18 protein-coding genes and 1 tRNA gene are annotated in these 23,392 nt (G+C 59.2%); 16 read left to right on the top strand and 3 right to left on the bottom strand.

Translation table 11 applies throughout. The features are described from left to right. Positions 1–41 precede the first annotated feature (41 nt). The 14 genes from nirB to ACFOFO_RS02635 all read left to right on the top strand — a co-directional run bounded on the left by nirB (position 42) and on the right by ACFOFO_RS02635 (position 18,636). On the top strand, positions 42–2,480 hold the full coding sequence (nirB, locus tag ACFOFO_RS02700; protein WP_390330789.1) for a nitrite reductase large subunit NirB: 2,439 nt from the start codon (positions 42–44) through the stop codon (positions 2,478–2,480). 74 nt (positions 2,481–2,554) lie between these two features. After that, complete coding sequence (locus tag ACFOFO_RS02695; protein ID WP_390322612.1) at positions 2,555–3,310, top strand: type IV pili methyl-accepting chemotaxis transducer N-terminal domain-containing protein; 756 nt, start codon at positions 2,555–2,557, stop codon at positions 3,308–3,310. Between the two features lie 114 nt (positions 3,311–3,424). After that, entirely contained in the window at positions 3,425–3,775 is a 351-nt protein-coding gene (gene nirD / locus ACFOFO_RS02690; RefSeq protein WP_390330788.1) for a nitrite reductase small subunit NirD, read from the top strand. 8 nt (positions 3,776–3,783) lie between these two features. Then, complete coding sequence (locus ACFOFO_RS02685) at positions 3,784–6,621, top strand: nitrate reductase (RefSeq protein WP_390322613.1); 2,838 nt, start codon at positions 3,784–3,786, stop codon at positions 6,619–6,621. 120 nt (positions 6,622–6,741) lie between these two features. After that, a complete protein-coding gene (gene ybiB, locus ACFOFO_RS02680) occupies positions 6,742–7,743 on the top strand; it encodes a DNA-binding protein YbiB (RefSeq protein ID WP_390330787.1) in 1,002 nt (333 codons plus the stop codon). A gap of 147 nt (positions 7,744–7,890) precedes the next feature. Next, on the top strand, positions 7,891–8,673 hold the full coding sequence (gene cobA / locus ACFOFO_RS02675; protein WP_390322614.1) for a uroporphyrinogen-III C-methyltransferase: 783 nt from the start codon (positions 7,891–7,893) through the stop codon (positions 8,671–8,673). Between the two features lie 451 nt (positions 8,674–9,124). Then, complete coding sequence (locus tag ACFOFO_RS02670) at positions 9,125–10,336, top strand: cation:proton antiporter (RefSeq protein WP_390322615.1); 1,212 nt, start codon at positions 9,125–9,127, stop codon at positions 10,334–10,336. A 9-nt stretch (positions 10,337–10,345) separates the two neighbouring features. Further along, on the top strand, positions 10,346–11,584 hold the full coding sequence (locus ACFOFO_RS02665; protein ID WP_390322616.1) for a YbdK family carboxylate-amine ligase: 1,239 nt from the start codon (positions 10,346–10,348) through the stop codon (positions 11,582–11,584). Between the two features lie 36 nt (positions 11,585–11,620). Further along, complete coding sequence (locus ACFOFO_RS02660; RefSeq protein ID WP_390322617.1) at positions 11,621–12,820, top strand: BaiN/RdsA family NAD(P)/FAD-dependent oxidoreductase; 1,200 nt, start codon at positions 11,621–11,623, stop codon at positions 12,818–12,820. 139 nt (positions 12,821–12,959) lie between these two features. Continuing rightward, the gene (gene rpsU, locus ACFOFO_RS02655; protein ID WP_008451879.1) at positions 12,960–13,172 is read left to right on the top strand and encodes a 30S ribosomal protein S21; all 213 of its coding nucleotides are present in this window, start codon (positions 12,960–12,962) and stop codon (positions 13,170–13,172) included. A gap of 103 nt (positions 13,173–13,275) precedes the next feature. Continuing rightward, complete coding sequence (locus tag ACFOFO_RS02650) at positions 13,276–13,725, top strand: GatB/YqeY domain-containing protein (RefSeq protein ID WP_390327884.1); 450 nt, start codon at positions 13,276–13,278, stop codon at positions 13,723–13,725. A gap of 98 nt (positions 13,726–13,823) precedes the next feature. After that, on the top strand, positions 13,824–15,623 hold the full coding sequence (gene dnaG, locus ACFOFO_RS02645; RefSeq protein WP_390330786.1) for a DNA primase: 1,800 nt from the start codon (positions 13,824–13,826) through the stop codon (positions 15,621–15,623). Positions 15,624–15,915: 292 nt separating this feature from the next. Then, a complete protein-coding gene (gene rpoD, locus ACFOFO_RS02640) occupies positions 15,916–18,474 on the top strand; it encodes an RNA polymerase sigma factor RpoD (protein WP_390330784.1) in 2,559 nt (852 codons plus the stop codon). Between the two features lie 83 nt (positions 18,475–18,557). Next, positions 18,558–18,636: transfer RNA gene (locus ACFOFO_RS02635), tRNA-Ile, on the top strand. A 776-nt stretch (positions 18,637–19,412) separates the two neighbouring features. Here ACFOFO_RS02635 and ACFOFO_RS02630 read toward each other — a convergent pair. From ACFOFO_RS02630 to ACFOFO_RS02620, 3 genes are read right to left on the bottom strand one after another with little or no spacing between them, the layout of a single operon-like run. After that, the gene (locus tag ACFOFO_RS02630) at positions 19,413–19,742 is read right to left on the bottom strand and encodes a hypothetical protein (protein ID WP_390322618.1); all 330 of its coding nucleotides are present in this window, start codon (positions 19,740–19,742) and stop codon (positions 19,413–19,415) included. Beyond that, positions 19,739–19,891: a hypothetical protein gene (locus ACFOFO_RS02625; protein ID WP_390322619.1), complete on the bottom strand. Its 153-nt coding sequence runs from the start codon at positions 19,889–19,891 to the stop codon at positions 19,739–19,741. The genes ACFOFO_RS02630 and ACFOFO_RS02625 overlap by 4 nt, the downstream gene beginning before the upstream one ends. Then, positions 19,891–20,877, bottom strand: a complete 987-nt coding sequence (locus ACFOFO_RS02620) for a GlxA family transcriptional regulator (protein ID WP_390330782.1) — start codon at positions 20,875–20,877, stop codon at positions 19,891–19,893. The genes ACFOFO_RS02625 and ACFOFO_RS02620 overlap by 1 nt, the downstream gene beginning before the upstream one ends. Positions 20,878–21,225: 348 nt before the next feature. Between ACFOFO_RS02620 and ACFOFO_RS02615 the strand changes: the two genes are divergently transcribed. Together ACFOFO_RS02615 and ACFOFO_RS02610 are read left to right on the top strand one after the other, a co-directional pair. Then, positions 21,226–22,398: a branched-chain amino acid ABC transporter substrate-binding protein gene (locus ACFOFO_RS02615; RefSeq protein ID WP_390330780.1), complete on the top strand. Its 1,173-nt coding sequence runs from the start codon at positions 21,226–21,228 to the stop codon at positions 22,396–22,398. A 69-nt stretch (positions 22,399–22,467) separates the two neighbouring features. Further along, entirely contained in the window at positions 22,468–23,388 is a 921-nt protein-coding gene (locus ACFOFO_RS02610; protein ID WP_390330779.1) for a branched-chain amino acid ABC transporter permease, read from the top strand. Positions 23,389–23,392: the final 4 nt, after the last annotated feature.

The raw sequence follows: 23,392 nt of genomic DNA, 5'->3' as shown, positions 1-23,392 counted from the left end.
CTTATGCCGAGGTGGAGACAATTTTCCGCTAGAGGATGGTAATGAAGAAGCTGAGATTAGTAATGGTAGGCAATGGTATGGCTGGCGTGCGTGCACTGGAAGAGTTGCTGAAGATTGCGCCCGACATCTACGACATCACCGTCTTTGGTGCCGAACCGTATGCCAATTACAACCGGATCCTGTTGTCGCCGGTGCTGTCGGGCGAGCAGACTATCCAGGACATCATGTTGAACGATGTCGATTGGTACGCTGAAAACAAGATCACGCTGCATCTCGGCAAGACAATCACCAGGATCGATCGCGTAAAACGCGTGGTGATCGCGGAAGACGGCACCACGGCCGAATATGACCGCCTGCTGCTGGCGACTGGCTCCATGCCATTCATGCTGCCGGTGCCGGGCAAAGATCTGGATGGCGTGATCTCGTATCGGGACATCCACGACACTAACGCGATGATCGAGGCGGCACAAAAGCATACCGATGCGGTCGTCATCGGTGGTGGCTTGCTGGGACTGGAAGCGGCGAATGGCTTGAAGATGCGCGGTATGAACGTGACCGTGGTGCATCTGCCGGGTTGGCTGATGGAGCGTCAGCTCGACCCGGTTGCCGGCAAGATGCTGCAAAAATCGCTGGAAGATCGCGGCCTGAATTTCTTGCTCGAAAAAAATACGCAAGAATTGATCGCTGATGAAGCGGGTCACGTGAAAGCGATCCGTTTCACCGATGGCCTCGAGATCCCGGCGCAACTGGTGGTGATGGCGGTCGGCATCCGCCCGAATACCGCACTGGCGGAAGCTACCGGTCTGCACTGCAATCGCGGCATCGTCGTCAACGACACCATGCAAACCTACGACCCGCGCATTTACGCAGTCGGCGAATGCGTCAACCATCGCGGCATTGCGTATGGCCTGGTGGCACCGTTGTTTGAGATGGGCAAGGTATGCGCCAACCATCTGGCCAATTTCGGTATCGGCCGCTACCAGGGTTCGGTCACGTCGACCAAGTTGAAGGTGACCGGCATCGATTTGTTTTCTGCCGGCGAATTCATGGGCGGCGAAGGCACTGAAGAAATCGTGTTATCCGATCCGATCGGCGGCGTCTACAAGCGGCTGGTGCTGAAAGACGACAAGCTGGTCGGTGCCTGCCTGTATGGCGATACCGTCGATGGCAGCTGGTATTTCAAGCTGTTACGCGAAGGGAAAAATATCGCGGAGATCCGCGATAGCCTGATGTTTGGCGAGGCCAATACCGGGCGTCCGGGCGATCTCGGTCATGAAGGCTTCACGATGGCCGCGGCGATGCCGGACAGTGCCGAGGTGTGCGGTTGCAACGGCGTGTGCAAAGGCACCATCGTCAAGGCGATCAAGGAAAAAGGCCTGTTCACGATCGAAGACGTGCGCAAGCACACCAAGGCGTCGGCCTCGTGCGGTTCCTGCACCGGGCTGGTCGAGCAGATCATCATGTTCACCGCCGGCGGCGACTATTCGGTGGCGACCAAGGCCAAGCCGATGTGCGGCTGCACCGATCACACCCATCAGGAAGTGCGCGACGCGATCAGGCTCAACAAACTGTTGACGATCGCCGGCACCATGGAGTTGATGGCGTGGCGCACCCCGAACGGTTGCGCGAGCTGCCGCCCGGCACTCAATTACTACCTGCTGTCGACCTGGCCGCATGAAGCCAAGGACGATCCGCAATCGCGCTACATCAACGAGCGGGCGCACGCCAACATCCAGAAGGACGGCACCTATTCGGTGATTCCGCGGATGTGGGGTGGACACACGAATTCATCGGAACTGCGCCGCATTGCCGATGTGGTTGATAAATTCAACATACCGACCGTGAAAGTGACCGGCGGCCAGCGTATCGATTTGCTGGGCGTCAAGAAAGAAGATTTGCGCGCGGTCTGGCAGGACCTCGGCATGCCAAGTGGCCTGGCCTATGCGAAGGCGTTGCGCACCGTAAAAACCTGTGTGGGTTCAGAATGGTGCCGCTTCGGCACCCAGGATTCGACCCTGATGGGTCAGCAATTGGAGCATGCGCTGGCGCGCATGTATGCGCCGCACAAGGTGAAGATTGCGGTGTCCGGCTGCCCGCGCAATTGCGCCGAGTCGGGCATCAAGGATGTCGGCGTGATCGGCGTCGATTCCGGCTGGGAAATCTATGTCGGCGGCAATGGCGGCATCAAGACCGAAGTCGCGCATTTCTTCGTCAAGCTGAAGACGCATGAAGAAGTGCTGGAATATGCCGGCGCCTTCCTGCAGTTGTACCGCGAACAAGGCTGGTATCTGGAACGCACCGTGCATTACATCGCGCGGGTCGGGCTCGATCACGTCAAGAAAGCCGTACTGGAAGATGCGGAGCACCGCAAGGCGCTGTATGAGCGGCTGCTGTTCGCGCTGGATGGCGAGGTCGATCCGTGGCACGAACCAGAGAAGGCGCTGGTCGATACGCGTCAGTTCGAGATGCTGAAAGCGTAAGCATGCGCAAGACGAGGCAATGCAATGCGGTAAAAAACCAGTGGCCGTCTGTGGTCACCGCGCTGCTGGTTTTTTTGAGTTTGATTTTTTTCAACAACAGCGTCCATGCCCAGATTGCGGACCCTGCAGTCGCCATCAACAAGGCGGGCCGGCAACGCATGTTGTCGCAACGCATGGCCAAGTGCTATTTCCAGATTGGCATGGGGGTCGAGACCGAGCATTCGAAAAAAAACCTGGACGCATCGCTGGCGACATTTGAACGGCAACTGAATGAACTCAAGGCCTACGCGCCGACGCCTGAAATCAAGGAAATCTACCAGCAACTTGAGCTGAAGTGGGGACCTTACAAGGAGCTGCTGTCAGTCAAGACACCGAACCTCGGGGCAGCACGCCAGGTCTTGGTCTTGAGTGATGAGGTGCTTGCGCTGGCGCATCAGGGGACGGTGGCGCTGGAAAAGAATGCCGGCGGCGCGCTTGCCAGGCTGGTCAATATTTCCGGTCGGCAGCGCATGTTGTCGCAACGGATCGCGAAGTTTCAACAGGCGCTGGAATGGCGGGTGGCTGACACCAATGCACGCACGGAGATTGACAAGGCGCGTAGTGAATTCATCAAGGCGCATGCGGAATTGAAGCGCGCCGTGCAAGACACGCCGGAAATTCGTAATGAACTGGAATTGGCGGAAATGCAATGGATTTTTTTCGACAATGCGATTCAATCCGACACTGTCAGTAGCAAGAAGGCCGCTCCGTCGACAGTTGCCACCACCAGCGAGCGTATTCTTGAGGTCATGGATCACGTCACTGGTTTGTACGAAAAGCTGAAGTTGTAGTCCGGATACTTTCGAAGTATGACTCGAAATGAGTCGAAATGAATCGAACTATTCCGCCATCGACAGCTGAACTTAATTTAACCGAACTGAGTTAACCGAACTGAGCTGAATATCATGAGTAAATGGATCACAATCTGTGGCGTGACGGACATCCCGACCCTGGGCTCGCGTGTGGTAGAACGAGCGCAAGGCGTGCCGGTGGCTGTTTTTCGCAATGGCGAGGACAAGGTGTTTGCCTTGCTCGATAAATGTCCGCACAAGGGCGGTCCACTGTCGCAAGGTATCGTGTTCGGCGAGCGCGTCGCCTGCCCCTTGCATAACTGGAACGTCGAATTGGGGTCAGGATGTGCAATTTCGCCGGATGAAGGCTGCACCCAAAAATTCAGCGTGAAGGTCGAGAATGGCCAGGTTCTGCTCGACGCTGAAGAGTTGAACTCGCTGGCGCTCGAGGCTAAAGCTGCATGAGTGAGTTGATGCGAACCCATCCTCAACCCGGCCTTCGCCCTGAGGGGGAGGGCGAGAACGGGCGCACCGGCGGTGCGCAGGATCGGTTCGAAGCCAAAGCGACCTGCTGCTATTGCGGAGTCGGCTGCGGCATCATTGTCCAGTCGGATGGCGCGAAGGTGACGGGGGTGCGTGGCGACCCCGACCATCCGGCCAATTTTGGCCGACTCTGCACCAAGGGCAGCACGCTGCATTTATCGGCAGAGGCGGGATTGCAGCAACAGGCACGGGCGCTGTTTCCCGCGCTGCGCAGTGCGCGTAACGCACCGCTTGAGCGCGCTTCGTGGGACGACACGCTCGATCTTATCGCGAAAAAATTTGCCGACACGATCCGGCTGCATGGACCGGACAGCGTCGGTTTCTACGTTTCCGGCCAATTGCTGACCGAAGATTATTACGTCTTCAACAAACTGGCCAAGGGTTTGATCGGCACCAATAACATCGATACCAATTCCCGCCTGTGCATGTCGAGCGCGGTCGCCGGTTACAAGCAGACGCTGGGTGCCGATGCGCCGCCGGCTTGTTATGAAGATATCGATCACGCAGAGCTGATTTTCATCGTCGGCTCCAATACCGCCTACGCGCATCCGATCCTGTACCGGCGCATCGAGGACGCGCGCAAGAATAACCCGAACCTGAAGGTGGTCGTGGTTGACCCGCGCCGCACCGATACCGCGCGCGAGGCTGATTTGTTTTTGGCGATCCTGCCCGGGTCCGATGTTGCGCTGTTCAACGGCATGCTGCACATCTGCCTGTGGGAAGACCTGATCGACAGCGCCTACATCGAGGCCCATACCGAAGGTTTCGCCGAGTTGAAGCAGACGGTGCGCGAATATACACCCAAATACGTCGCCGACATTTGCGGCATCAGCGAGGCCGATCTGATCCAGGCGGCGCGCTGGTTCGGCCAGGCGAAGAGTGCATTGTCGCTGTATTGCCAGGGCTTGAACCAGTCCTCGTCCGGCACCGCGAAAAATGCCGCGCTGATCAACCTGCACCTGGCCACGCACCAGATCGGCAAACCTGGCGCCGGCCCGTTCTCGCTGACCGGCCAGCCGAATGCGATGGGCGGGCGCGAAGTGGGCGGCATGGCCAATTTATTGTCGGCCCATCGCGACCTGGCCAACCCAGAGCACCGCGCCGAAGTCGCCGCGCTGTGGGGTGTCGACCAGGTGCCATCGACCTCCGGCAAGACTGCGGTCGAACTGTTTGACGCGGTGCGCGCCGGCGACATCAAGATCCTGTGGATTGCGTGCACCAATCCGGCGCAATCGATGCCGGACCAACGACTGGTGCGCGAGGCGCTGAAGAAGGCCGAGCTGGTGATCGTGCAGGAAGCCTACCAAACGACGGCCACCGTCGCCTATGCCGACGTATTGTTGCCGGCCACCAGCTGGAGCGAGAAGGAAGGCACGGTCACCAATTCCGAACGCCGCATCACCCGGATCCAGGCCGCGTTGCCGAAACCCGGCGCGACCCGCCATGACTGGGAAATCGTGTGCGATTTCGCGCGCAAGCTGGAAGCGCGGCTGGGCAAGGAGCACAGCCTGTTTCCGTATCGGAGCAGCGAGGCGATCTGGAACGAGCATCGCGAATCGACGCGTGGCCGCGACCTCGACATCACCGGCTTGTCGTTCGCGATCCTCGAGCAGCAGGGACCGCAGCAATGGCCATTTCCGACCGGCGCCAGCAGCGGCAAGCAGCGACTCTATGAAGACGGCATCTTTCCGACAGCCAGCGGCCGTGCCAGATTCGTCAACACGGTCTACCGACCGGTGGCCGAGCCGGTCGATGCGCGTTATCCATTCCACCTCAACACCGGTCGCCTGCGCGACCAATGGCATGGCATGAGTCGCACAGGCACCGTGGCGCAACTGTTTGCGCATGCGCCCGAGCCAGCGGTGGTGCTATCGTCGACCGACATGACGCGGCGCCTGCTCAAGAATGGCGACCTGGTGCACGTGACCAGCCGGCGCGGCTCGCAAATTCTGCCGGCGCTCAGCGGCGACGACATGCGTGCCGGGCAAGCATTCGTCGCGATGCACTGGGGCGAGGAGTACGTGTCGGGCCGTGGCCACGATGGCCACGGCAGTTATGGCGTGAATGCATTGACGCTGCCGGTGTTCGACCCCAGCTCGAAGCAGCCGGAGCTGAAGCATGCGGCGGTCAAGATACTGAAAGCCGAGCTGCCATGGCGTTTTCTGGTGTTCGGCTGGGTCGATGCGTCGCAGGTGTTGGCCCTGCAGTCGGCGCTGCGCCCTTATCTGCAGAAATTTGCGTATGCGTCCTGCACCCTGTTCGGGCGCGACAAGGTCGGTGTGTTGTTGCGTGCCGCCGACGACTACCCGGCAGCGGCAGAGCTGACCGCCGAGATAGAAGCCCGCTTCGGGATCGTCGGGGCCGGCGTGCTCCGTTACGACGATAGCAAGCGCGGCAATGCGCGTCACATGCGGGTGCAGGACGGCAAGCTGACCGCGGTCGCGCTGGCCGGCGATATCTCGGCCGAAGTCTGGTTGCGGCAATATCTCGAAGCCGAATTGCCGGTAGCCGAACTGGGGCGCATGTTGCTGATGCCGTCATCGAAAGCGCCGCAAGGATTCAAGGCGCGTGGCCGCATCATCTGCACCTGCCTGAACGTGGCCGACAGCGAGATCAGCGACGCCTTGGGCGCCATGCAAGGTGCGCCGGATACGCTGCTGGCAGGGCTGCAGGGCAAGCTCAAGTGCGGCACCAGTTGCGGTTCTTGCGTGCCGGAGTTGCGAAAAATCATCCAGCTCCGATCGGTTGCGCCCAAGCTGGCGGCTTAAGTTCCCTCCCCCATGCAGGGGGTTAGGGGCGAGAAACCTTAGCCAGCAACGATCTCCATGCAATCACTCTGGTATCCGCAAGCTGTGGGTAGCAGCAACACTTCATAGTAAGCTTCGGATATGGAAAATCTACCTCACACAGAACCCTTCGCGGCCGGCCGTTTCATCAAGGAAATCGGCCGCGGCAAGAAGGGTGCGCGCAGCCTGTCGCGCGACGATGCGTTTGCGTTATATGCGGCGATGCTGGACGGCCGGGTTGCCGATCTGGAGCTGGGCGGCATCATGCTGGCGATGCGGATCAAGGGTGAGTCGGTGGACGAGATCGCCGGTTTTCTCGACGCCGCCGAAGCCTCGTTCGAGCAGCTGGTGGTGCCTGCCGGCCATGCTGCGGGCTATGCACCGATCGTAATCCCGAGCTACAACGGCTCGCGCAATATGGCGAACCTGACACCGCTGCTGGTGCTGCTGTTGGCCAGGCAAGGTGTGCCGGTGCTGGTACACGGCGTCACGCGCGACCACGGTCGCGTCACCACCGCAGAAATCTTGCAGGCCATGGGATACCCGTGCTCGCGGTCGGTGGCCGAGGCCGAGGCGCATTTGGCGCGGCGCGAACCGATCTTCATGCCGATCGAGGTGCTGGCCCCGCGCATGGCGCGCCTGCTGACGATGCGCAGCCGGCTCGGGGTGCGCAATTCGACCCACACGCTGGTCAAGATCATCCAGCCATTTGCGCAGCCGGCGTTGCGCCTGACCTCGTACACCCATCCGGAATATCTCGAGATGCTGGCCAGCTATTTCGCCAGTGCGGCACCGCAGCAGCGCGGCGACGCCTTCCTGATGCGCGGTACCGAGGGCGAAACCGTGGCCAACGCGCGGCGCGGCCAGCAAATCGAATGGTTCCATCAGGGCCAGCGCACCGTGCTGGTGCAAAAGCAGGAGCCGGTGGACATCCTGCCGGCGTTGCCGGCAGAGAGCGATGCGCACACCACTGCGCGCTGGATCGAGGCGGCGCTGAAGGGCGAGCAGCCGATACCGCAGCCGATCGCCGAGCAGGTGGAACAATGTTTGCATGTGTCCAGGAGCCTGTCGGACTTAGGGAGAATCGGCTGCAAAATTACCTGAGCGGTGCATATTTCACCGCTTTTTTGGTCAATAGCTCGCTATTGACACTGCAAAAGCGGCAAAATCTGCCCTCGCTCAGTTAATTTCTCGCTTCGATTCCCTAAATCGGACAGGCTCCTGGACAATTACATAGCAGGCAGAGCGATCATGGTGCACTTAGGTAAGGTTTTTTTGGTGGGCGCCGGCCCCGGCGATCCCGATCTGTTGACGCTCAAGGCGGTCAAGGCGATCGCGCGCGCCGACGTGATCCTGATCGACGACCTGGTCAATCCTGCCGTGCTGCAACACGCAGCTGCCAGCGCCCGCATCGTGCAGGTCGGCAAGCGCGGCGGTTGCCAGTCGACGCCGCAGGAATTCATCGAACGCCTGATGATCGCCGAAGCGCAGGCCGGCCGCTGCGTGGTGCGGCTGAAGGGCGGAGATCCGTTCATTTTCGGGCGCGGCGGCGAAGAACGTGCGCACTTGCTGGCGGCTGGCATCGAGGTGGACGTGATCAACGGCATCAGCAGCGGTCTGGCGGCGCCGGCATCGATCGGCATTCCGCTGACCCACCGCGACTGGAGCCAGGGCGCGATTTTCGTCACCGGCCACGGCAAGACCGCTGAATCCAATCCCGACTGGGCCGCGCTCGCCAAATTGAATCTGACGCTGGTGATCTACATGGGCGTCGCACGGTGCGGCGAGATTTCCGCCGCATTACTGGCCGGCGGCAAGCCGGCGACGACGCCGGCGGCCGTGATCCAGTCCGCCACCGGCGCATCCCAGGCGCAACTGATCACCACGCTGGGCCAGCTCCCGGCTGCGCTGGCGGCGTCGAATATCGGCAGCCCGAGCATCATCGTGATCGGCGACGTGGTGCGCTGCGCGACCGTGGCCGGACGCGCCGAACAGTCGGATGCGTTGCCGACGGCAAACATGGTATTCCAATAACGCTGACCTGATTCCCTTGTGCGCCATCAACAGCGCGCACCGGGACCGTCGGCGACATCCATCTCTTGCACATTTATCGGGAGTATGCCGAAAAATGTGCGTCTTCCCGCAAATAATACGGCGGTTTTAAAAAATACAGCCGGGTGTATAATTTCGTGGCAGTATCTGGTCTCAGGACCACAAGTTGCGCAATTTTCATTATCATTGCCACACCGCCGTCAGACTGGCGGCGCCTCAACCAATGGTTCGGCCAGTTCGATGGCGCTGTCGCAGCCGCAATTCTCGTGGCGATAGTTGCCGGTAACTAATTGATCGGACCCAGTGCCTTGTTCGACTCATCCGTCGCAAATGTTTAATATCAAAGCGGCAACGCAGTGCATGCCGTTATACTGATTTCCCACTTTCCGGGCCGGTAGGATCAAAGCCTGCCCGTACTTCTGTAAGGACGTTTATGTCATGGACACTTCCGTCTTTCGCCCTGGCGCAACCGATTCAGTGGAATGCGCTGCTAGTCTTCGGTAGCCTGCTACTGCTGGGTCTGGTGGGCGGCCATCTGGTGACCAAAGTGCGCTGGGTGCCGCGCATCACCGGCTATTTGCTGATTGGCTTCCTGCTCGGCGCCGGCCGCCTCGACTTGCTGAGCGGCGACATGCTGAACCTGGCGCGCGTATTTGGCGACGTCGCGACCGCGCTGATGGTCTACCAGCTCGGCCGTTACCTCGATCTGGGCTGGCTAGCGCGTGAAAAATGGCTGCTGGCGACCGTCTTTTGCAGCGCCACACTGTGCTTCCTGCTGGTGTGGGGCGCGCTCGAATGGTTGGGCCTGTCGCGCGCGGTGGCAATGCTGGCCGGCGTGCTGGCGATCGGCACTGCCCCGGCGGTGGTGATGGTGGTGGTGCGCGACCTGAAGGCAGAAGGCATGGTGACGCGACGCCTCGCGGCGATGACCGCGCTCAACATCCTGCTGGCCTTGCTGGCGGTGTACCTGTTGCTGCCACTGCTAGCCCGCGAAGGCAATATTCCGTTCCAGCGGATGGCCGCGCACACCGCCTATTCATTAGGCGGCTCGTTCCTGCTGGCGTATCTGACCTACCGCCTGATGCTGCCGCTGGCACAATTGCTGGGGCGTCAGCGCAGCCGCCAATTCGTGCTGGTGATCGCGGTCATCACCCTGACCATCGGCGCCGCGCACGCGCTGCAGTTGCCGGTGCTCTTGACCATGCTGATCTTCGCGATCCTGTCGAAAAATCTGGATCAGCAGTATGACCTGATGGAACTGGAATTCGGCGTCGCCAGCGAGCTGTTCATCGTGATGCTGTTCGTCACCATCGGCGCGTCAATCCGGCTGCCGGACCTGTTGACGGTCGGCGCCGCCGTGCTGGTGCTGGTCGCCGCCCGTTTCGTCGCGATGGGCAGCAGCATCTTCCTGTTTGCGCGGCCGGCGCGGCTGAACTGGAAGCAGGCCGGGCTGCTTACGATCGGCAGCCTGCCAATGACCGAGGCCGGGTTGGGGCTGATGCAGACCGTGTCCTTCCTGTATCCCAATTTGACGACGGCGATTGCACCGTTGCTGGCCGGCAGCCTGATCGTGCTGGAATTGTTCGGTCCGGTGGCGACGCAGTTTGCGCTGATCAAGTCCGGCGAGAGCGGCCGCGAAGCGTAAGGAGGCAGGATGAATACCAACACCAACACCAACACCAACACCAACACCAATCCGGACCCGATGGCCGATGTCGCCGCCGAGCCGACGCCTCCGATCGAGGCGGCAGCGATTCTGCCATTCACCGCCTCGCAGCCGTTCACGATGGGGATCGAACTCGAATTGCAGCTGTTGAACCGGCGCAACTACAACCTGGCGACCGATGCGGTCGACCTGCTGGCCTGGATCGAGCCGCGCGAGCTGCAGAAACAGATCAAGCTTGAAATGACGCAGGGCATGATCGAGTTGAACTCCGATATCCATACCCGCGTCGACCACCTGGTGCAGGAACTGAAAGTATTGCGCGCGTCCTTGCTGAGCGGTGCCCAGTACCTCAACATCGGCGTCGCCGGCGGCGGTGCGCATCCGTTCCAGCACTGGAGCGAGCAGCGCATCACGCCGGGCGAGCGCTTCCTCGATCTGCACAGCAAGTACGGTTATCTGGCCAAGACCTTTACCGTGTTCGGCCAGCACATTCACATCGGCGTGCCGAACGGCGACGATGCGATGTACCTGACGCATGCGTTTTCGCGCTTCGTGCCGCACTTCATCGCGCTGTCGGCCGCGTCGCCGTTCTACCAGGGCATCGATACCGCCTTCGATTCCTCGCGCAGCAACGTGGTGTCGGCCTTCCCGCTGTCGGGCACCGCACCGCTGCTGACGCGCTGGAGCGAGTTCGAGGCGTACTACGACAAGCTGCTGAAGCTGGGCGTGGTCACCAGCATGAAGGACTTTTACTGGGACATCCGGCCCAAGCCCGAATACGGCACGGTCGAGATCCGCGTCTGCGACACGCCGCTGACGATCGAACACGCGGCGCTGCTCGGCTGTTATGCGCAGTTGCTGGCGCGCTGGCTGTTGACCGAGAGGCCGCTGACGATCACGCCGGATTTTTATCTGCTGTACCAGCACAACCGTTTTCAGGCCAGTCGCTACGGACTGCGCGGCGAGATCATTAGTCAGGATCAGAACACGCCGACCCGCCAGGTGCTGTCGGTCGCCATACTGGAGCGGTTCGACGATCTGAAGCGGTATACCGAAAACGACGCCGAACTGCTGGCGCTGCGGCGCCTGCGTAACGTCGCTTACGAGCAGCTGAACGACGCCGGTTGGCTGCGCCAGACTTTCGCGCACCGCGAGTCGCTCAGCGATGTCATGCGGCTGTCGTCGGATCTGTGGATGACGCGAACCGGATCGCCGTTTCTGGATTAGGCATACAATTCGGGCTTCCTGAAGATTAAAGTAGTCATGTCTAAACAATACGATGTTGCCGTGATCGGCGCCGGCGCTGCCGGCCTGATGTGCGCGGCAGTCGCTGCGCAGCGCGGCAAAACGGTGGTGCTGATCGACCACGCGACCAAGCTGGCGGAGAAAATCCGCATTTCCGGCGGTGGTCGCTGCAATTTCACCAATCTGCATGCCGGTCCGGCCAATTTCCTGTCGGACAATCCGCATTTCTGCAAAAGTGCGCTGTCGCGCTATACGCCGCAGGATTTTCTGGGCCTGCTCAAGCGCCACCGCATCGGCTATCACGAGAAGCACAAGGGGCAGCTGTTCTGCGACGACTCGGCCGAGGACATCATCCGCATGCTGAAGGCGGAATGCGATGCCGGTGGCGTCCACTGGCGCATGCCGTGCAAGGTAGAGGCGGTCGGCCAGACGGCGGACGGCGCATTTCGCCTCGACAGCAGCACCGGCCAGATCAGCGCCGGCAAGCTGATCATCGCCGCCGGCGGACTGTCGATCCCGAAGATCGGCGCGACCGATTTCGCCTACCGCATCGCCAAACAATTCGGCCTGAAACTGATCGAGCCGCGTCCGGCGCTGGTGCCCTTGACCTTCGATGATGCCAGCTGGCAATCTTTCGTGCCGCTGGCCGGGGTTGCGCTGCCGGTCGATATCGACACCGGCGACAAGAAGACGAAGGCGACCTTCCGCGAAGACCTGCTGTTTACCCATCGCGGCCTGTCCGGGCCGGCGGTGTTGCAGATATCGAGCTTCTGGCAGCCCGGCACTGCGCTGCGGCTTAACCTGGTGCCCGAGGTCGACGTCGCGCAGACGCTGATCGAGGGTAAATCGACGATCAAGAAGAATCTGAATAACGTGCTGGCGCAATGGCTGCCGGCGCGGCTGGCTGACGGCTGGCTGGACAGCATGGGCTGCAAGGCGGATGCGCGGGTCGCCGACCTGCCCGACAAGCAGCTGCGTGCGCTGGGCGAGTCGCTCAACCGCTGGGCTATCACGCCGAATGGCTCGGAAGGGTACCGCAAGGCCGAAGTCACGCGCGGCGGCGTCGACACCCGCGAACTATCGCAGCAGAGCATGATGGTCAACCAGGTGCCCGGCCTGCATTTCATCGGCGAGGCGATCGATGTGACCGGCTGGCTGGGCGGCTATAACTTCCAGTGGGCTTGGGCCTCGGGCATGGCGGCCGGGCTGGCGGTATAAGGTAGGCGTCGCGCCAACGCATTGCCAATTTGCGACACTGCACCGCCAATTTGTCAATAATTACCGACCCGGCTTCCATTCGCCGGCCAAACCTGCTAACATCGCTGTCTTCCTCATAAAACCTCGGTTTGAATTTTACATGACCACTATTCGCCTTAAAGAAAACGAGCCGTTCGAAGTTGCGATGCGTCGCTTCAAGCGCACTATTGAAAAAACTGGTTTGCTGACCGAGTTGCGCGCGCGCGAGTTTTACGAGAAGCCGACCGCAGAGCGCAAGCGCAAGCTGGCCGCTGCAGTGAAACGCCACTACAAGCGTATCCGCAGCCAGCAATTGCCGAAAAAACTATTCTGATTGTTCGCCGCACAGTGTGCGGCCGATGATCGCTAGCCCGCTCCGGTTTTCCGCAGCGGGCTTTCCCGTTTCCACTGACACCATTTGAATGAGCGGAGTTGCCATGGGCCTGAAAGCACAAATCACCGAAGACATGAAGGCAGCGATGCGCGCCAAGGATAGCGTCAAGCTCGGCACGATCCGCCTGATCACTGCTGCGATCAAGCAAAAAGAGGTTGATGAGCGGATCGAAGTCGACGATGCGCAGACGCAGGCCATCATCGAAAAGATGATCAAGCAGCGCAAGGACTCGATCAGCCAGTTCGAAGCAGGCGGACGCCAGGATCTGGCTGACATCGAAAAGGCCGAACTGGCGATTTTGTCGGCCTATATGCCAGCGGCATTGTCGGATGCCGAAGTGGCCACCGAAGTCGCTGCTGCGGTATCGACATCCGGCGCCGCCGGCCCGCAGGACATGGGCAAGGTGATGGCGATCCTGAAGCCGAAATTAGCCGGCCGCGCCGACATGACGGCGGTGTCCGGGTTGGTCAAGGCCGCGTTGACCAAGGCTTGATGCCAAGGGTTCGGCCGGCCACACGGCGGCCCGGCCACCCATCGGCACCACCATCGGCAAAATGTTTGCCATAACCGCCTGCGCAAGACTAACGCCCCGTGATCCCACAATCCTTCATTCAGGACTTGCTGAACCGCATCGATATCGTCGACGTGGTGGGCAATTACGTGCAGCTGAAGAAGGGCGGCGCCAATTTGATGGGGCTGTGTCCTTTTCATAGCGAAAAATCGCCGAGCTTCACGGTCAGCCCGACCAAGCAGTTCTATCACTGCTTCGGCTGTGGCGCGCACGGCACCGCGATCTCGTTCCTGATGGAGTATTCCGGGCTCGGTTTCATCGAGGCGGTCAAGGATCTGGCGCAGAACGCTGGCATGACCGTGCCGGAAAACGACGACCGGCTGCCGCCGGCGCAGCGCGCGGCGTATCAGGCCAAGAGCCTGGCGTTGTCCGACGCCATGACGCAGGCTTGCGATTTTTACCGTAATCAATTGCGCAGCGCGCCGACCGCGATCGCCTACCTGAAAGGGCGCGGCCTGACCGGCGAGATCGCCGCCAGATTCGGCCTTGGTTACGCGCCGGAAGGCTGGGACAGTCTGCGCGCGGTATTTCCCGATTACGAACAAAGCGCGCTGGCGGAAGCGGGGTTGGTGATCGACAAGAGCGATGAAGAAGGCCATCACCGCAAGCGCTATGACCGGTTTCGCGAACGCATCATGTTTCCGATTCGTAATACCAAAGGCCAGGTCATCGGGTTTGGTGGACGCGTGATGGGAGAAGGCGAGCCGAAATACTTGAATTCGCCCGAAACGCCCCTATTTCAAAAGGGCAGCGAGTTATACGGTTTATTCGAAGCGCGCCAGGCGATCCGCGATGCCGGCTATGCGCTGGTGACCGAAGGATATATGGACGTGGTGGCATTGGCACAACTTGGTTTTCCGCAGGTGGTCGCGACTTTGGGCACCGCGTGCACGCCGACGCATGTGCAAAAGCTGCTGCGCCAGACCGACCATGTGATTTTCAGTTTCGACGGCGACAAGGCCGGCCGTCGCGCTGCGCGCCGCGCGCTCGACGCCAGCCTGCCGCATGCATCGGACAACAAGACTATCAAGTTCCTGTTCCTGCCGACCGAGCATGATCCCGACAGCTACATCCGGGAGCGCGGCAGCGACGCCTTCGAGCAGCAGGTGCGCGAGGCGATGCCTTTATCGCAATTTCTGCTCAATGAAGTGACCGCCGACAATAATCTGAGCAGTTCGGAAGACCGTGCCCGGGCGCAATTCGACGCCAAGCCGCTGTTGCAGGCGATGCCGCCATCGGCGTTGCGGCTGCAGATTGTGCGCAGTCTGGCGCAACTGACGCAGACTACGCCGGCCGAAATCGAATCGCTGTTCGAGTTGAGTAAACCGATTGCGCGTGCCAAGTTGGCGCCGCCGCGCAGCAACCGCCAGCCGCCAGTCGGGCTGGAGCGGCAGATCATGCGCTTGCTGGTCACGCATCCGGTGCTGGCAGCCGATCTGGACCAGGCAGCGATTGCCGCGTTCGCCCATTTTGCGCCGGACAACGCCGAAATGCTGCAGCTATTGGTGACGACCAGCAAGGCACTGGGACCGCATGCCAATTTCGCGGCGCTGGCCGAGCAGTTGCGCCAGACCGGCTCGGAGTTCGATGCGATGATCGCCGAGATCGCCGCCGACACCGAATCCGAACCGGAATCGGCGCGGTTGGAGCTGGCCGGTGCGGTACGCCAAACCAAGATGCAGAAATTGACTGCCGAATTGAACGAATTGTCGGCTTCGGGTCTCAATGTCGAAGGTGCCGGCGCCAGAATGCGCGAATTGATGTTGCAGCAAGAGCAATTGCGGCAAGAAGCGCAGGCGGAAATTGCCCGACGTGTGTGATGGCGGGACGGGCCAGGATGGACTGGCCGATGCTTGTCATGCTGGAAGAAAACATCTCAGCATGCTATAATTAAAGGCTTAGTATTCAAGGCCTTAGGGTATGTATGTCTTCAGTACCCGGTGCCGCGTCATGCGGCGCGCAGCGTCGATGTAAATGCCGCTGAAACCAGAAGGCACTGGTATGGGCAGCCGAGTCGGTGGATAAATTGTAATTCGGTCCCGTAAAATGCGCGGGGATTCCGTGCAACATGAACAATCTAGCAAGTTTGTAGTTGATTCCATGGCGAACGCAATGAAGAAACCCGCGAAAACTGTACCGCTTACCGCTAAAAATGCGAAACCGGCTGGCGCAAAACCGACGTCGTCAAAAGCGCCGGCCAAATCTGTTGCCAGGACTGAAATAGCTGCCAAATCACTGGGCAAGGCCAAGGCCGCGCCCGCCAAAGTGGCAGCCGCCAAATCACCAAGTAAAACCGTGGCCAAGACCGCCACCAAAGTGGTCGCGAAGACCGCCGCAAAACCGACCGTGGCTGCCGCTCCTGCCGGCAAATCCTCGCCCGGCGCCGCGGCCAAGCCCTCCGCCATGAAATCGAAAGCATCTGTGACATCCAAGAAAACCGAGTTGAAAAGCGAACCGAAAACAGCTGCCAAGCCGGCAAAAAGCGCGGCCAAGCCAGAAAAAGTACAGCCAGAAGTCCGAAATACCTCTGCTCCAGTGGTCAATCAGACCACCGATGCGGCGACGCTGGCAGCGATCGATACCTCCGGCTATTTCTTGCCGACGGTCAAGGTGCCTGGTCGTCGCGGCCGCAAGCCAAAGGAATTTCAGCCTGAGAACGATGAAGTCGCGGCACTGAACGCGGTCGAACGCGCCGAATTGAAGGCGGTCGACAAGGCCAAGGCCAAGGATCGCAAGGCGAAAGAAAAGGCCTTGCTGAAAGACGCCTTCTCGTCCGACACCGAGGCCACCGAGGAAGAGCTCGAGCGGCGCCGGCAAAAACTGAAAAACCTGATCAAGTTCGGTAAGGAACGCGGCTTCCTGACCTACGCCGAGATCAACGATCACCTGCCGGAAAATATCGTCGATCCGGAAGCGATCGAGGGCATCATCGGCACCTTCAACGACATGGGGATTGCGGTGTATGAACACGCGCCCGATGCCGAAAGCTTGCTGTTGACGGATAACGTCGCGACCGTGGCCAGCGACGACGAAGCCGAAGCCGCCGCCGAAGCCGCGCTGTCGACCGTTGATTCCGATTTCGGTCGCACCACCGACCCGGTTCGCATGTACATGCGCGAAATGGGTTCGGTCGAACTGCTGACCCGCGAAGGCGAAATCGAAATCGCCAAGCGTATCGAAGGCGGTCTGAAAGACATGATTCAGGCCATTTCGGCCTGTCCGACCACCATTGCCGAAATCATCGCCTCCGCGGAAAAAATCGCGAACGATGAAATCAAGATCGACGAAATCGTCGACGGCCTGGTTGATCAAAATGCGTCCGATATTGCACCGCCAGCCGCGGTCGCCGCTGCCGCTGCCGACGACGAAGAGGACGACGAAGACGAAGCGGAAGAAGATGAAGAGGAAGAGGCTAGCACCAATGGCGGCGCGGCAGGTTTTTCGGCCGAGCAACTGGACCAGCTGAAGAAAACCGCGCTCGAAAAATTCGCGACGATTTCGACCCAGTTCGACAGGATGCGCAAGGCCTTCGAAAGAGAAGGCTACAACTCGAAGCCGTACATCAAGGCGCAGGAAACGATCTCGGAAGAACTGCTGGGGATTCGCTTCACCGCCAAGGTCGTCGAGAAGCTGTGCGACACGCTGCGCGGCCAGGTCGATGAAGTGCGCCATATCGAGAAGCAGATTCTGGATGTGGCCGTCAACAAGTGCGGCATGCCGCGCAGCCACTTCATCAAGGTCTTCCCAGGTAACGAAACCAATCTGATGTGGGTCGATGGAGAAGTCGACGCTGGTCAGGCCTACAGCGCGATCCTCGGCCGCAACGTGCCGACCGTCAAGGAACTGCAACAAAAACTGATCGACCTGCAGGCACGTGTGGTATTGCCACTGCCGGATCTGCGCAACATCAACAAGCAGATGGCCGCCGGCGAAATGCGCGCGCGCAAAGCCAAACGCGAGATGACCGAGGCCAACCTGCGTCTGGTAATCTCAATCGCCAAGAAATACACCAACCGCGGCCTGCAATTCCTCGACCTGATCCAGGAAGGCAATATTGGCCTGATGAAGGCCGTCGACAAGTTCGAATATCGTCGCGGCTACAAGTTCTCAACCTATGCGACGTGGTGGATCCGTCAGGCCATCACGCGTTCGATCGCCGACCAGGCGCGCACCATCCGTATCCCGGTGCACATGATCGAGACCATCAACAAGATGAACCGCATCTCGCGTCAGATCCTGCAGGAAACCGGTGCCGAGCCGGATCCGGCGACGCTCGCGATCAAGATGGAAATGCCGGAAGACAAGATCCGCAAGATCATGAAGATCGCGAAAGAGCCGATCTCGATGGAAACACCGATCGGCGACGACGACGATTCCCATCTGGGTGACTTCATCGAGGACAACAACACGCTGGCCCCGGCCGATGCGGCGTTGCACGCCTCGATGCGCAACGTGGTCAAGGACGTGCTCGACTCGCTGACCCCGCGCGAAGCAAAAGTGCTGCGCATGCGTTTCGGGGTCGAGATGTCGACCGACCACACGCTGGAAGAAGTCGGCAAGCAGTTCGACGTCACCCGCGAGCGCATCCGCCAGATCGAAGCAAAGGCGCTGCGCAAGCTGCGTCACCCATCGCGCTCCGACAAGCTGAAGAGCTTCCTGGAAGGCAATTAATACGCAGTAGCGGCAATGCCGCTGTCCCGAATCTCCATAGAAAAGAGAGGCGGGCAGCGGCAGCTGTCTGTATGTAACAGATTGGGCCTCTAGCTCATGCTTGGTTAGAGCAGCGGACTCATAATCCGTTGGTGCCGTGTTCGACTCACGGGAGGCCCACCATAATTTTCAATAAAATCAAAGGGTTACACGCTTCGGCTTGTAATCCTTTTTCTTTTTGAGAATTATTTTTCTTCATGTAAGCGTTTTTGAGACGTGATGCTGTTGCAGAGGCTGCTTTCAGGTACTCAATGCACTTTTAGAAGAGGCGCTTCGCTTGAGGTCGAACGGCTCAGAACGGCCACAAGCCGTCTCCCGCGAGCGACCGCTTTCAGGCATTGGAAAGCGGGCGCGGCGAATATGGAACGAAAAGCCGAACCGAAGTGCCCTTCTTGCCGACGGCGTCAACATTGCAACTCTTCATTTCGGACTGTGCGTTTGAGCCGGGGCCACTGGCTGCATTCTTGATCAAACTTGAGTAAGTGTGCGGCAACGTACAGAAGTGAGAACCGCGCGCGGATACGATGAACTTGCGTACATAAAGCGCACTACCGAGATCTTGTCTGTATGTGCGCTAACCAGCAGGTGAGCCGGTCACCTCAAGGACCGGCAAATTCGGAAGCCAGTGCATCGATATCTGTGCGGGCTGCGTTGATGCAACGTTACCGCTGCGAGGTCATCGTGATGCAGGCAAACCACCCATCAAAGTACGTGATACGCAAGTATCTTGAACGTCGCTCACAGGAAATGACACCGCCTCCTTCGCCTGAAGAAATTCGGCGGCAACTGGGTTGGGGTCTTCTGGTGTTCGGTCCTTTGCCCCCAGTCGGCTTGGAGGTAAACTCGATCGTCTGCGCGGAGGCGGGCCAATTGGTTTCCCACTGCAGTTGTCTTTAAAGTCATCGTCCACACAAAATAGAGTGCATTTTGTCAGTCGCATGGCAGCACGCCCAATGCTTCACCTCCCCCAGGCCGCTGCAAACATTGCCCAGTGTGCCGATAAGATTGACCATGCCATCGGTCAGCAGTTTGGCTTGCGCTGCATTGGGCGCGGTCACGTCCAGGATCGCCAATGTTTCGTCCAGCGGTATTTCCCCATGCAGACTCTGGTGGTGGGCAAGGTTCAAAGCAAGCAACCGGGCACATTCGGCAATTTGTTCTTTGGTGGCTTGCTCGATGAGCATGTCAGCCAGCTTATCGTATTGATCAAAGGCGGACAGATCAGTCATGCTGCGGCCTTCATCGCAGAGAGCGCAGGTATGGAATCCATCCCGGTGCGACGAACCAGTTCATCGTAGCTGATCGGCTTGCCGACGCGCGCCTCATCGGCATTGTCGAGCCAATGCGCCCATGTCCGCCCGGTCGATGGGTCGTACACTAATTTGAACAGATGCTGCGGAACGGTTCACGCACCTGCGAAGGAGTCATCCCATGCGCCCCCCGAAAACTCCGCGCAAAATGCGAATTACTCTGAAAGCCGCATTGCATCGCTATATCGATAATCGAATTTTTCGTTGTCGCCAGCAAATTGTAAGCATTGCTCAAACGCAGCTTCATGGCGAAAGTGGATGGACTCATGCCGATTTCGGCCAGGAACAGGCGTTCCAGATGTCGGCTGCTGACATGCACATGCTGCGCGATGAAATCGACAGAAAGCGGCGTACCGAGATTGCGCTCGATCAGCAGCATGGCTTTGCGCACCCGCACATTATCGGTTTCTTCGGTAAACAAAGGCTGCGGTTGCGGCGTATTCGCCGATAGCGGCATGGTTTCGATCAAAATCCGAAGCGCCTTGGCAGCCTGCGCCTTGTTGCAATGCCGCTCCACCAGAAAGGCCGCCAGATGCACCACACTAGTGCCGCCGGCACAGGTTAGCCGATCCCGGTCAACCACGAACAATTCGTCCGATGCTGCCTCCAGTTCCGGGAATTCGCCAATAAACTGATTGGAGTGAAACCAACTGACGCAGGTCCGGTATTGCTGCATCAGGCCTAGCCTGGCCAGGATGAAACTGCCGGTACAGAGGCCCACCAATGGCACATGCAGCGAGGCGGCACGCTTCAGATAAGCACCCAACGCGGGGGCAATTTTCGGCCCGTCCAGCAACCCGCCAATCACCACGATATAGTCGAAACCATGCGGCTCCGGCAGTTCTGCCGTCGGCATGATTTGGATGCCACAACTGGCTCTGATCGACCGCATATCATGGCTGACCACAGTCCACGCACATTGAATTGGCCGGCTGCGATCGCCCTCGTCCGCCGCCAGGCGCAGCGTATCAACGAAAGCGGAAAAAGCCACCATCGTGAAATTGGGTGCAAGCACAAACGCGACAGACAGCTTGGTATTTTCGTTCACAGCCATTTTCAGCCTTCTTTTTAGTGAGACTTGCCCCGACAGGCTAGCGCAAGCCGATTCATTGACAATGTCACTTCTGCAACAAGAAAACGATTGAAAACACCCCCGTTGCGGCTTAAGCAAGCACCAGACAATGCTTATTGCAGCTCAGAAAACAAAGCAATTTTCAGGCCCACATTTCGGCTTGCAGGCCGCGACTTGCATCATTGCACTGGCTAGGGGCCTGTCGGAAAAGGACAATGGAACGTCGCTTCGAGTAACAATCACTTCCGGCCCGGATGATGTAATGATTTCCAGCTGTGGCTGCCGCATGGCGGTCACATTCGTGCGATAACTTTACGGGGAGTATCGGAAATGCAAGCATCGTTGACAAGAAAACTAAGTGCCTTGATCGTCGGCCTCGGCATCGGTGCAGGGCCGCTCGCGGCGTCGGCCAAGGATACGGTGAAAATCGCCTTCATCGGTCCCCTGACCGGCTCCAATTCCGCGCACGGCCTGGGCGGGCGCAATTCGGCCGAACTCGCGGTCAAGCTGCATAACGGCGATCCCAAATCGAAATACAACTTCAGCCTGATCAATCTCGATGACGAATGCAAACCCAACGTCGGAGTGCAGGTTGCAACCAAGGCCGCCACCGATAACAGCATCATGGCGGTGATCCCGCATTATTGTTCTTCGGTTGCCATCGCCACAGTCGATGTATACCACCAGTTCGGCATCCCGACCGTGGTCTGGGCAGCGGTGTTGCCGGAAATCATTTACGGCCAAAAGACCAAGGAAATGCACCGCGTTAGTGCGACGCTGGTTAATCAGAATAAAGTCGCCGCACAATTTTTGACCGGTCCGCAAAAATACAAGCGCTGGGTAGCGATCTACGATACGACCGATTACGGCAAGTCGATGTTCAAGTACTTTAGCCAGTTCCTGAAAGAAAACGGCGGCACCATGCTCGGCAGTTTCGGGGTCGGTGCCGACCAGCAAGATTTCAATGCCGAGCTGACCAAGATCAAGGAATTGAATCCTGAAATTATTTACTTTGGCGGCCTGACGCCGATCGGCATTCGCGTCCTGAAGCAGATGGAAAAGCTGGGGATCACGGCGCAGTTCCAGGGTACTTCGGGCATCGTCGGCGAAGCCTTCGTCAACGGCGCCGGTACGCTGGCGGAAGGCACCGTCGCGATGTACGACAACCCGCCGGTTGAAAAATTGCCCGGCGGTAAATTCTTCGTCGAAAAATACACCCAGCAAAAGTACAACGAGCCGCCTGAAGCGTATGGTCCGTATGCCTACTCGGCCACCACGCTGGTGATGGACACGATAGAAAAGGTCGGCCCGAACCGTAAGAAGATCAACGAAGAACTCGGCAAGGTCAAGAATTACGACTCGATCGTGGGCAAGATCAGCTTTGACGATTACGGCCAAAACATCAATCCGGTTACCACTAAATACGTGGTGCAAGACGGCAAATGGCTGGACTGGAACGATAGCGAATATGCCAGCGGCAAGCGCAAGCTGAAGGGCCGTTAAGGAGCGTACCCTCCCTCGCCATTAACCCGGGTTCGCCGCGTGCGGCGAACCCTTGACCGGATACGCAATATGGACCTCGGACTCATTGGGCAATATGTATGGAACGGTTTGATGCTAGGCGTCATCTACGCGATGGTGGCGGTCGGCTTCACGCTGTTTTTCGGGGTACTCGATGTCATTAAATTCTCGCACGGCGATGTGCTGACCCTGGGCGTCTTTGTCGGGCTGGCAAGTTATCTCGGCCTGCATCAGGCCGGTGTGCAGTCGCCCGTTGTACTGTTGGTGACCGTGGTGTTCAGCGCCATCGCCAGCATGGCTGTGCTAGGCGCCGTCATCGCGAAATTTTTCGTGTTGCCGCTACGCAGCGCACCGCCCTTCATCACGCTCCTGATCACATTGATGATCGGCACCGTGATCAGGGAATCGATCCGGCTGTTCTATCCGAGCGGCTCGAATCCGCAATCCTTCCCGCATTTGCTGCCCACCACGTCGTACCACTTTGGTCAATTCATCCTGCGCCTGGATACCCTGATCCTGATTCTGGTCGGAGTGCTGGTGATTTACCTGGTCAATCTGCTGATCAACCGCACCAAGCTGGGTCTGGCGATCCGTGCCGTCGCGCAAGATGGCGAGACGGCGCGGATCATGGGCATCAATTTTGAAATGATCGTGCTGCTGACCTTCGGCCTCGGCTCCGGCCTGGCTGCACTGGCAGGAGTAATGAACGGGCTGTACTACAACGAAGTCAATTTCGGCACCGGCCTGATGCTGGGCGTGATCGGCTTTAGCGCAGCCGTGATCGGCGGCCTGGGCAATATCTATGGCGCCATATTGGGCGGCTTCCTGTTTGCCGCGCTGCAGATTATCGGGGTCGTCGCGCTGCCGTTTGCCAGCGCCTACAAGGACGTGGTCGCGTTCGGCATCGTGATCGTCCTGATCGGCTTCAAGCCGACCGGCCTGATCGGCGAAAAAATCAGTGAAAGGGTTTGAACAA

Origin of the sequence: Pseudundibacterium arcticum (assembly GCF_042646465.1) — a bacterium.
GTDB lineage: Bacteria > Pseudomonadota > Gammaproteobacteria > Burkholderiales > Burkholderiaceae_D > Undibacterium_A > Undibacterium_A arcticum.
This window is presented reverse-complemented; position numbering and strand designations above follow the sequence as displayed.